This window comes from Neisseria sp. P0014.S002 (assembly GCF_051958295.1).
In the GTDB taxonomy this organism is placed as follows: domain Bacteria; phylum Pseudomonadota; class Gammaproteobacteria; order Burkholderiales; family Neisseriaceae; genus Neisseria; species Neisseria flavescens_B.
The window spans coordinates 89,620-101,145 of record NZ_JBQCVO010000002.1 but is presented as its reverse complement, the minus strand read 5'-3'; the positions used below and the strand labels follow the sequence as shown (position 1 = coordinate 101,145).

7 protein-coding genes are annotated in these 11,526 nt (G+C 52.5%); 2 read left to right on the top strand and 5 right to left on the bottom strand.

Features of this window, described 5'->3' with window-relative positions; genetic code table 11:
- Positions 1-76: 76 nt before the first annotated feature.
- Positions 77-1,300, bottom strand: a complete 1,224-nt coding sequence (gene sstT, locus ACTHSX_RS02715) for a serine/threonine transporter SstT (RefSeq protein ID WP_222570666.1) — start codon at positions 1,298-1,300, stop codon at positions 77-79.
- Between the two features lie 328 nt (positions 1,301-1,628).
- The gene (locus ACTHSX_RS02710; RefSeq protein ID WP_440376743.1) at positions 1,629-2,207 is read right to left on the bottom strand and encodes an NAD(P)H-dependent oxidoreductase; all 579 of its coding nucleotides are present in this window, start codon (positions 2,205-2,207) and stop codon (positions 1,629-1,631) included.
- Between the two features lie 515 nt (positions 2,208-2,722).
- Between ACTHSX_RS02710 and ACTHSX_RS02705 the strand changes: the two genes are divergently transcribed.
- Positions 2,723-4,564 (top strand): autotransporter assembly complex protein TamA, encoded by a 1,842-nt coding sequence (locus tag ACTHSX_RS02705; protein ID WP_440376742.1) that lies wholly within the window; start codon positions 2,723-2,725, stop codon positions 4,562-4,564.
- An 80-nt stretch (positions 4,565-4,644) separates the two neighbouring features.
- A complete protein-coding gene (locus ACTHSX_RS02700) occupies positions 4,645-8,793 on the top strand; it encodes a translocation/assembly module TamB domain-containing protein (RefSeq protein WP_440376741.1) in 4,149 nt (1,382 codons plus the stop codon).
- A 425-nt stretch (positions 8,794-9,218) separates the two neighbouring features.
- Here ACTHSX_RS02700 and ACTHSX_RS02695 read toward each other — a convergent pair whose 3' ends face one another.
- The 3 genes from ACTHSX_RS02695 to ACTHSX_RS02685 form a co-directional block, all read right to left on the bottom strand.
- Positions 9,219-9,797, bottom strand: a complete 579-nt coding sequence (locus ACTHSX_RS02695) for a sigma-70 family RNA polymerase sigma factor (protein ID WP_440376740.1) — start codon at positions 9,795-9,797, stop codon at positions 9,219-9,221.
- 142 nt (positions 9,798-9,939) lie between these two features.
- The gene (locus tag ACTHSX_RS02690; protein WP_440376739.1) at positions 9,940-10,626 is read right to left on the bottom strand and encodes an HvfC family RiPP maturation protein; all 687 of its coding nucleotides are present in this window, start codon (positions 10,624-10,626) and stop codon (positions 9,940-9,942) included.
- Positions 10,616-11,458: an HvfB family MNIO-type RiPP peptide maturase gene (locus ACTHSX_RS02685; RefSeq protein WP_440376738.1), complete on the bottom strand. Its 843-nt coding sequence runs from the start codon at positions 11,456-11,458 to the stop codon at positions 10,616-10,618. The genes ACTHSX_RS02690 and ACTHSX_RS02685 overlap by 11 nt, the downstream gene beginning before the upstream one ends.
- Positions 11,459-11,526 lie beyond the last annotated feature (68 nt).

Sequence of the window (11,526 nt, the reverse complement as noted above, 5' to 3'; positions counted from 1 at the left end):
CCTTTGCTTGGCATAAAACAAAGGCCGTCTGAAACTTTTCAGACGGCCTTTGCTGGATTTAGGTTGCCCTTAAAAATCACTCTTTACGTTGACGGCCCAAATCGGCAGCGGCAGTAAACAAAACGTCGGTGGAAGAGTTTAACGCGGTTTCTGCAGAGTCTTGAATCACGCCGATGATGAAGCCGACAGCAACCACCTGCATGGCCACATCGTTATCGATACCGAACAGGCTGCACGCCAAAGGAATCAGCAGCAACGAGCCGCCTGCCACACCGGATGCACCGCACGCGCTGACGGTAGCCACCAGGCTCAGCAGCAGGGCGGTGGCGAAGTCAACCGTAATACCTTGCGTGTGCGCCGCAGCCATCGCCAAAACAGTAATGGTGATTGCCGCACCGGCCATATTGATGGTAGCACCCAATGGAATGGAGATGGAGTAAGTGTCTTCGTGCAAACCCAGTTTTTTCGCCAATGCCATATTCACAGGGATATTGGCGGCGGAAGAACGGGTAAAGAAGGCATACACGCCGCTTTCACGCAGGCAGGTAAACACCAGCGGGAAAGGGTTGCGGCGGATTTGCGTCCACACAATAATCGGATTGACCACCAAAGCGATAAACAGCATACAGCCGAGCAATACGGCCAACAGCTGCATATAACCGGCAAGCGCTTCAAAACCGGTTTCCGCAATGGTAGAAGACACCAAGCCGAAAATACCCAGCGGCGCAAAACGGATAATCCACTTCACAACCGTCGAAACGGTATCGGCCAAGTCCGCCGCCACTTGGCGGGTCGTATCCGAACCGTGATGGCGCAAAGCCGCACCCAATACCAAAGCCCAAGCCAAAATGCCGATATAGTTGGCATTGGCCAGCGCGTTAATCGGGTTGGCCACCAAATTCATCAGCAGTGTTTTCAGCACTTCGACAATGCCGGAAGGCGGCGCAACGGATACATCGCCTGCCGTACGCAGAATCAGCGTGGTCGGGAATGCCATACTGGCAATGACTGCCACCACAGCCGCAGCAAACGTACCGAAAATATACAAAATCAAAATCGGTTTGATGTGGGCCTGATTGCCTTTTTGGTGTTGCGCAATGGCGGCGGTCACCAAAACAAATACCAAAATCGGCGCGATAGCCTTAAGCGCACCGACAAACAGGCTGCCCAGCAGTCCTGCGCTGATACCGACTTGCGGCGAAACTGCACCCACAATAATACCTAAAACCAAGCCGATGGCGATTTGCGCCACCAGGCTGACGCGATTGAGCGCGTTCAAAATCGGATTGCCACTTGCCATATCCGTTCCTTCACAATTTAAAGATATGTTAAAAAAGTCTTACATTCTAAAATAAAAATCATTTGTCGGCGAGGTTTTCATGCACACCTCACAAAAACAGCATCAAAGTTTAGCATTTAAGCAGTTTCAAATTGAGGATGTTTAGATCTTTTTATTTTAAAGTGCGGTCAAATTTTTAGGTGTTTTTGCAAATCTCCGTCAAAACTTGACCGCTTGTTTTATCTAAACTCAGTCTATTCATCTTCCTCTCCCTATCTGGGGATTTAATAAGCGTTTGAAATAAAAAAGGCGAGCAAAAATGCTCACCTTCTAAACTAATATTTTGCGATTAGCCAAATACTTTTTCCAAGTGTGCTTGGTAATCGGTTAAGTATTTTTCTACTTGTGGGTTTTTAATCACATCGTTACATAAGAATGTCGGCAGACGGCTCAAGCCGATAAACTCGTTGAGTTTGTGAAAGTGCATGTATAACGCATCCACACCTTTGCCTTCGAAGAAGTCGCCTTCGCGGGTGAAGGCTTCAATCGGCGCATTCCAAGTAAGTGAAAGCATGTGTTTTTTGCCTTGCAACAAGCCACCTGTGCCGTAGCCTTCTGTCGGATTGACACGATGACGGCCATCACTGTGGTAAAGCTTGCCGTGTCCGCTGGTTAATACTTCGTCTATGTATTTTTTCACTGTCCAAGGTTCGTGCATCCACCAACCTGGCATCTGCCAAATCACGGCATCCATCCACAAGAATTTTTCAATTTCTGCTTCAACATCATAGCCGGCATCAATCACGGTTTCTTGTACATTGTGTCCAAGTGCGGTCAAAACTTCTTTCGCTTTTTTGTGAAGCGTATGGTTCAACTCGCCATGTGAATGACCAAACTCTTTTCCACCGTCTAATAATAAAATATTCATTTTTTCTCCTTTAGCTAATAATTTACCGATTACGAAGCACTTTAGTAATGCAACAATTTAACCAATCAATAAGCTCCAACTATTAACGTACTACTCAAATTCGAGAGTTTGATAGACGTTAAAAGCGCAATAAAAAAGCATTGAAGTCATTATTTTCAAGGCTTTAAAGTCTTTCATAGGACTTGATAGGTTTATTATCACACAGTTGGCACTTTAATGCCAAAAATACGGTCAAACCCTACTTTAAAGTATGCCCATACCGTTGCTTTACTTCTCTGTATCTTGCTTTCAGACGGCCTGAAATCTACGCATAAGGCCGAATACAAAGGCAACTTCATCAGTAAAAACACAAAACATAAATATTACAATCAGATAGAAACAAACCAAAATCCGCCCTTAAGTCGCATTTTGCAACGTTATCGCGCTAAATTTCCGTTTATAACCACAGCCTGAAACCTTGCAGAAATAATGTTAAAATCCCCAAACTGAAGAATTGTCGCTGTCGAACACACATCATGACCAAACTGACCTACCCTGTTTTATTTGCATCATTGGCGCTCGCCTACGGACACGCGTTGGCAATAGATACTTCCGTTCCCAAAGCGGAAGACTACGAAGCTGTTCCCGAATCCGAAATGCCCAAGCAGCCCAAAGACGACCAAACAGGCAAACTCAAGCCCAAATTCCCCGTCAAAATCGACACCCAAGACAGCGAAGTCAAAGAAATGCTTGAAGAATACCTGCCGCTGATTACCCAGCAGCAGGAAGAAGAGCTGGACAAAGAACAGGTCGGCTTCCTCGCCGAAGAGGCACCCGACAACGTCAAAACCATGCTCCGGACCAAAGGCTACTTCAACAGCAACGTCAATATTCAAGACCACGGCGAGAGCTATACCGTCAACGTCACCCCCGGCCCGCGCACCAAAGTCGACAACGTCAGCGTGGCCATCCTCGGCGACGTATTGAATGACGACAACTTGGCCGAGTACTACCAAAATGCGATGGAAAACTGGCAGCAGCCCGTTGGCGAAAACTTCGACCAAGACGGCTGGAGTGCGAGTAAAACCTCCGTCCTCAGCGCGGTCACACGTAAAAAATATCCGTTGGCGAAACTCACCACCACCCAAGCCACCATCAATCCCAATACCCAAAAAGCCGACTTGAACGTCATCGTGGAGAGCAACCGCCCCATTTACTTTGGCGATTTCCAAATTACCGGCACACGCCGCTACCCTGAGAGCGTGGTTTCCGGCATGGCGCGTTTCTACCCAGGTTCGCCTTACGACTTGGGCAAAATCCTCGACCTGCAACAGGCGCTCGAGCAAAACGGCCACTACTCCGGCGCGTCCGTACAAGCCGACTTCGATCAACTGCAAGGCGACCGCGTTCCCGTCAAAATCAACGTGACCGAAGTCAAACGCCACAAACTGGAAACCGGTATCCGCTACGACTCCGAATACGGAATCGGCGGCCGCATCGCCTACGACTATTACAACCTCTTTAACAAAGGCTACATCGGTTCCATCGTTTGGGACATGGACAAATACGAAACCACGCTGGCCGCCGGTATCAGCCAACCGCGCAACAACCGCGGCAACTACTGGACCAGCAACGTTTCCTACAACCGCTCGACCACGCAAAACCTTGAAAAACGCGCCCTGACCAGCGGTATTTGGTATGTCCGCGACCGCAACAATATCGATGCCCGCTTCGGCCTCGAATTTATTACCGAAGACCGCAAAGTCCCCGACACCAGCTACGATTTGGGTCGAAGCCATGCCACCATGCTGACCGCCTCATGGAAACGGCAAAGCATCGAAACCGAGCTTCACCCTCAAAACGGCTACTACCTCGACGGCAAAATCGGCACGACCTTGGGCAAATTCCTCTCCTCCACCCAAATGGCACGCGCCATGGCACGCGCAGGCTATTTCTTCACGCCTGAAAATAAAAAACTCGGTACATTCATCGTACGCGGACAAGCAGGCTACGTTTATGCCCGCGAAGGCGAAGAAGTACCGTCCAGCCTGATGTTCCGTACCGGCGGCGCAACTTCCGTACGCGGTTACGAACTCGACAGCATCGGCTTGGCCGGCCCCAACGGCTCTGTCCTGCCGCAACGCGCCTTGGTGGTCGGCAGCCTCGAATATCAATTTCCGGTTACCAAAAGCTTCTCCGGTGCCATCTTCCACGATGTCGGCGATGCGGCAAGCAACTTCAAACACATGACCTTAAAACACGGTACCGGCTTGGGCGTGCGCTGGTTCAGCCCGGTTGCGCCGTTCTCCTTCGACATTGCCTACGGCCATCACGACAAGAAAATCCGCTGGCACATCAGCTTGGGCACAAGGTTTTAAAAAACATACTCATCATCCATTCTTTCAGACGGCCTCAGCCATTTCAGGCCGTCTGAACAACAGACAAACAGAAAAATATCATGACCGATACTGCAAACACTTCCACGCCGTCTGAACAACAGCCTGCCCCGCCAAAGCGCAAAAAACGCCTGTTGCGCGGCTTTGTCCTGTCCGCCTTGGGCGTATTGACCGTTTCCGCCGGCGCGATCGGCTGGCTGGTCGGTACGGAATCGGGTTTGCGTTTCGGTTTGTACAAAATCCCGTCATGGTTCGGCGTCAAAATCTCTTCGGATACACTGAAAGGCACGCTGATTGAAGGTTTTGAAGGCGACAAATGGTTGATTGAAACAGACGGTGCGGACATCAAAATCAGCAGCTTCCGTTTTGATTGGAAACCGTCCGAGCTGTTCCGTCCATCTTTGCACATTACCGAAGTCGTGGCCGGCGACATCGCCATTGTGACCAAACGCACGCCGCCCAAAGAAGAAGAGCCGTCAAAAGGCCTGCCCGACAGCATAGACCTGCCCGTTACCGCCTATCTCGACCGTTTGGAAACCGGCAAAATCAGCGTGGGCAAGCGTTTTGACAAGCAGACCGTCTATCTCGACCATCTGCACGCAGCCTATCATTACGACAAAAAAGAACACCGCCTCCACATCAAAACCGCCGATACGCCCTGGAGCAGCTCGACAGGCGCGGTGGTGCTCGGTTTGAATAAACCCTACGTCCTCAATACTGCCATCTACACCAAAGGCCAGCTTGAGGGCGAAACCATACACGGCACGGTGCGCCTGTGGGGCAGTCTGCAAGACGTGTACACCGACCTGCTGCTCGACGGCGACAACGTTCATTTGTCTGCCAAATCCACCATCCACCCATTCGCCGACAGCCTCAACGAAACCGTCGGCGAAATTCTGATTAAAGGTTCCAACATCAATCCGCAGGCCTTCCTGCCCAGCCTGCCCAAAGCGCGCCTGAATTTCGACGCCACCACCATTCCGTCCTTTACTGACGGCGTTGCGTTGGAAGGCTCGATAGACTTGGAAAACGACCAAGCCGGTTTTGCCGATGAAAACCATATCCCCGTAAAACGCATCCTCGGCGAATTCATCGTCGACGATAAAGGCACGGTCATGATTGAAGACATCGGCGTCGACCTGCTCAAAGACGGCAGCATCGACGTATCCGGCACTATCGACACCGCCCAAGACCAGCTCAAACTCGCACTGGGCATCAACAATACCGGCGCAGACGACTTCGTCCGTCAAAACATCGCAGGCCGTCTGAACGGCAGTATCGACGTCAAAGGTGAAACCTCCTCCCCCGTCGTCAACTGGAATCTCGACAGCGGATTTGCGCGTACAGACGGCATGCTGTTTTTCCAAACCGACAAACAGCTCGGCCAGCGTACACTCAAGCTCGACAAAGTCCGCCTGGTTCCGCAAAACGGCGGCGAGCTCAACGCCAAAGGCTCGCTCGAACTCTTCAAAGACCGCAAACTGCAACTGGACATCGTCAGCAAAGCCTTCAACCCTGCGCGCATCGATCCGCAGCTTCCGCAAGGCAGCGTCAACGGCAACATCAACTTAAACGGCATACTGGCACAAGAAAAATTCGCCGGCAAAATGCAGTTTGCACCGAGTACGCTTAACGGCGTTCCACTCAGCGGCAAAGCCGACGTCGCCTATGAAAACAAACACCTCTCGCGCGCCCTGACCGACCTGACCCTCGGCAGCAACATCGTCAAAACCAACGGCAGCTTCGGCAAAAAAGGCGACCGCCTCAACCTCAACATTACCGCCCCCGATTTGTCGCGTTTCGGCTTCGGCTTGGGCGGCCTGCTCAACGCGCGCGGCTACATCTCCGGCAGTTTTTCAGACGGCCTCAAAACCCTTGAGGCCGATTTGAACGGTGAAGCGCGCAACTTCAAAGTCGCCGATACCGTCAACATCCGCACCCTCGACTTCAAGCTCAAAGGTTCGCCAGATACCAACCGTCCGTTGAGTGCCGATATTAAAGGCGAACACATCGCCGTCTCCGGCGGCGCGGCCATGATTGACAACGTCAACCTGCTCATCAGCGGCACAGGCTCGCACCACCACATCCGCGGCAACAGCAGCATGGCGGTGGACAGCAAACGCTACAAGCTCGACCTCGATGCCACCGGCGGCCTCAACAAAGACCAAACCCAATGGAAAGGCACGGTCGACACGCTCGACATCAACGGCGCGTTCAACCTCAAACTGCAAAACCGCCTCAACCTCGAAGCTGGCAGCGAACGCGTTTCCCTCAGCAGCGCACGCTGGGCGGCCATGGGCGGCAGCCTCAACCTGCAAAATTTCGTTTGGGACAAGAAAGCCGGCATTACCAGTAAAGGCAGCGCGCAAAATCTGCACATTACCGAATTGCACAACTTCTACACCCCGCCCATCGAACACAACCTCGTCTTGGGCGGCGACTGGGATTTGGCGTACAGTCAAAACGCGCGCGGCTTCCTCAACATCAACCGACAAAGCGGCGACATCATCCTGCCAAGCAAAGACCCGAAAAACAAACAGCCTTTGGGACTTTCCGCGCTCGCCCTGCGCACCCGTTTCCAAAACGGCCGCATCGACAGCACGCTGGAAGGCAACACCCGCTTCGGCAAAGTTGACGGCACGCTCGGCATCGCTCAGCAGTTCGGCAACAACATCAACAACGCCCCTGTCAGCGGCAAAGTCAATATCAGCGTTCCCGATTTGGGCTCGCTCAAATCCTTTATGCCGGCGACAGCCCAAGGCATTGCAGGCCGTCTGAACGCGACCGCCACCATCGGCGGCCGACTCGGTTCGCCTACCGTCAACAGCAACCTCGACCTCCAAACCAATTACGGCCGTGCCGACGGTACCGTCAATATCGGTCAGGGTACCAGCTTCGATACCGCCCCTCTGAGCGGCAAGCTCAACCTGAACGTTGCCAACCTCGAAGTCTTCCGCAACTTCCTGCCCGTCGGCCAAACCCTCAAAGGCCGTCTGAACGCCGCTGTCAATTTGGCAGGCCGTCTGAACGATCCGCAACTGAGTGGTCTGATTAACGGCGACAACCTCTATTACCGCCATCAAACCCAAGGCCTGATTCTCGACAACGGCGTATTGCGTTCACGCCTGCAGGGTCAAAAATGGGTGATCGACAGCCTCAAATTCCACCGTGGCGGCACGATTGAGCTCAAAGGCGCGGTCAACCTTGCCAACGCCAACCCCGATGTCGACGTGAACATCGTCTTCGACAAATACCGCACCCTCTCGCGTCCAAACCGCCAACTGCAGCTCTCCGGCGCGGCCAAAGTCCTCTACAATCCGGAAAAAGGCGTATCGCTCAACGGCACGCTCAACACCGACTACGGCAGGTTTGGTTCGCAAAAATCCTCCATGCCGACCCTCGATGACGACGTGGTCGTCCTGGGCGAAACCCCAAAAGAAGCAACGGCCACCACGCCGATTAATATGAACCTTACCCTGAACATCAACGACAATGTCCGTTTTGTCGGCTACGGCGCAGACGTTACCATCGGCGGCAAACTGGCCATCACATCACGTCCGGGCGAAGCCATCCAAGGCGTCGGTACCGTGCGCGTTGTCAAAGGCCGCTACAAAGCCTACGGCCAAGACCTCGACATCACCAAAGGATCGGTTTCCTTTGTCGGCCCGCTGACCAATCCAAACCTCAACATCCGTGCCGAACGCCGCCTCTCCCCGGTCGGGGCAGGTGTCGAAGTCCTCGGCAGCCTCAACAATCCGCGCGTAACCTTGGTTGCCAAGGAAGCCATGAGTGAAAAAGACAAACTCTCCTGGCTCATCCTCAACCGTGCCAGCAGCGGCAGCGACGGTGACAACGCCACGCTCTCTGCGGCCGCCAGCGCATTGCTTGCCGGCCAAGTCAACGACCGCATCGGCCTTGTCGATGATTTGGGCTTCACCAGCAAACGCAGCCGCAACGCCCAAACCGGCGAGCTCAACCCTGCCGAACAAGTCCTGACCGTCGGCAAACAGCTCACCAACAACCTCTACGTAGGTTACGAATACGGCATCTCCAGCGCCGAACAATCCGTCAAACTCGTGTACCAACTGACCCGCGCCATCCAAGCCATTGCCCGCATCGGCACGCGCTCCTCCGGCGGCGAGTTGAAATACACCATCCGCTTTGACAACTGGTTCGGCAAAGACGAATCAGAGCCGGAAGAGCAACAATAAGAACCGTGAAAAAGGCCGTCTGAAATTTATCTTTCAGACGGCCTTTATCTTGTTCTACCTTATCAAAATCTTAAGCCATGCCTCCAAAAACAAAAGCCAATGGCGCAAGTTTGAAAACAAATACTGCTAAAAAAGTGAGCGGCAAAACATGGCTTATTCAAGGTTAGCAATAAACAAAGCAGATACAAAAAGGCCGTCTGAAACTGACAGGGGTAGGTTTCAGACGGCCTTTTTTTGAATCATCGAAACATCTTGTGCATGGCGTTGCTGATTAATTCGAGCTGTTTCTTATATTCTCGGCAACGGGGGCAGAGAGACAGGTGCACAGCGAGGGCAATGCGATTAAAAAGACCGAGGTGCACTTGGTCTTGCTGTTTGGAAATCAGATCGGTTATTTTGCGGCATTTCTTCATGGCGTTTTCCTGTCAGGCATGGGAGAACCATTTGATTTGCAGACACTGGCGCAAGGTTTCGCGCGCGCGGTGCATAATGGTGTGGTAGTTGGCATGGCTGATGCCGCATTGTTCGCGGATTTCATCGCTTGAAAAGCCGAGAATTTCTTTCATGGTAAACACGCGGGCGGTGTTTTCCGGCAGATGGTAGAGGCAGGTCTGCAAAACTTGGTAGAACTCTTTATTATTCAAACTGGCTTCGGGCGAGTCCCAACCCTGAGGCTGTCCTTCGTCCGTCCAATGCCCGTCGGTGGCAAAATGTCCTTCAAAGGCTTCATCCAAAGCTTCTTCGTCGCGCGTGACGAAAACTTGGCGTTGCCGCCCGATTTGGCGCAGGCAATCGGTAATTTTGTTTTTTAAAATGGCAAACAGCCAGCTGCTCACTTGTGCGTCGCCTTTGAAACCCTCGGCCGCACGGTAGGCGGAAAGCATGGTTTCCTGTACGAGGTCTTCCGCCAAATCGGGGCGGTCGGGCAGCTGGATATGGGCAAAGCGCAGCAGCAGTTTGCGGGATTTGGCAAGCTCGGCATCAGTCAGTTCGGGTAGGGCCATAATGTATCAGTATGAAATGAATGATCAATATGCTTCTGATTTTACGCTGATACGGAAAGAGCATGCGATTGAATCTATAAACGATTTCAGTAGTTTTTTTGTTTCGCCAAAACCGACTGTACCCGTTTCAGACGGCCTTGATTTATGCCGCAACCAAAATGCCCTGTTCCCGCCAATCCGTCCATTGCTGCCTTAATGCGTCCTGCCAAACGTTTTCAGACGGCATGAACTCTGCCAGCATGGTTTGCAGGCCGTTTAGGGAAGTGGGCGTCTCAGCCAGCGTTTCCAGCAATAATGCACCGAATCCATCAAGCGTTTGATACATCACATCGTCTTCCTTATCGCGCCACACCAAAACAGCAGTTTCCGCCTCCTGCAATTCATCGGTCACATCATACTGATAACGGCGCACAAAGGCGGCGGGAGAAAGGGTGTAGGCCAAATCGTCTGAATCAGCATGGGTTGTTTGACTGTCGGTTTGCGCGGTTTCGGCGAGCAGCTGGGTGTACTCAAAGTCCATCAATGCCAAGAGGTCGTCTGAAAGCGGCAGGCTTTGGCAATATCGGAGGAACTCGCCGGGGATTTCTTGAAAATAGGGCGTTTGGGCGCGCGCGTCGCGGACGAAACCTTCTTTCAGACGGCCCCATTCTTCGCTGTCAAAGTATTGCAGCGTTTCGGTATAACAGCGGTCGATAAAGCTGTGAATATTGTTGCGTATCAGGCGGATATAGACGTTCAACCGTTCTTGCGGCAATCCGTCTGCGGCTTTGCCTTCGCGTATGGCTTGGGCAAAGCGATGTTGGTATTGGGCGGAGGTTTCAGGCTGCACGGCGGTATTCCTTTCCGGCACGCGTTTGATAGTCAGCGATTTTGGCGACTTCGGCTTCGAGTTCGGCAAAAGGCGGAAAATTGAAATCGCGTTCCAACAGGGTGGGCGGAATCGTCGGCAGCTTGGCATAGGCCAGTTCGAGCAAGTCCCAAACGGTCGGCAAAACCGCCGCGCCATGCGTATCAATCAACAATTCCGGCGTTTCCACGTCATGTCCGGCAATATGGATATAGCACACGCGCTCTGCGTCAACGTTTTCCAAAAAGGCTTCAGGCGACAACAGGCCGTGATTGACGGCGTTGACGTAAATATTGTTCACGTCCAAATGAATGCTGCAGTCGGCTTCACGGACAACAGCGTTGAGGAACTCAACCTCATTCATTTCGGCAAGCGGAGAATGCAGGTAGTAGGACGTGTTTTCTACGGCAATGCGGCAGCCTAATCGGTCTTGAATTTCACGGATACGGCGCGCGGTATGTTGCACCATTTCTTCAGTGAAAGGCAGCGGCAACAAATCGTAAAGATGACCGCCGTCGTGGCAATAGCTCAAATGGTCGGAGAAAAACGTGCAGTCATAACGGCGCATCATTTCTTTGATGCCGTCTATCAAGTCGGTATCCAGCGGGGCTTGTCCGCCCAACGACATGGATAATCCGTGCAACGCCAACGGCAGCCGTTCCGCCACGCGGTCAAACTGTTTGCGCGCCCTGCCGCCCATTTTCAGCCAGTTTTCGGGGGCGGCTTCGATAAAGCGTATCGGGCTGTCGTCTGAAAGCGAGAGGAAGTCTTCCGCCAAGTCGCGGCGGTAGCCCAAGCCTGCATGTTGAATCATGGTGATGTCCTGTTATGGTGCCGTATGAACGACAAAGTCGCATTTTCGTTTATAAAATGCGACTTTGT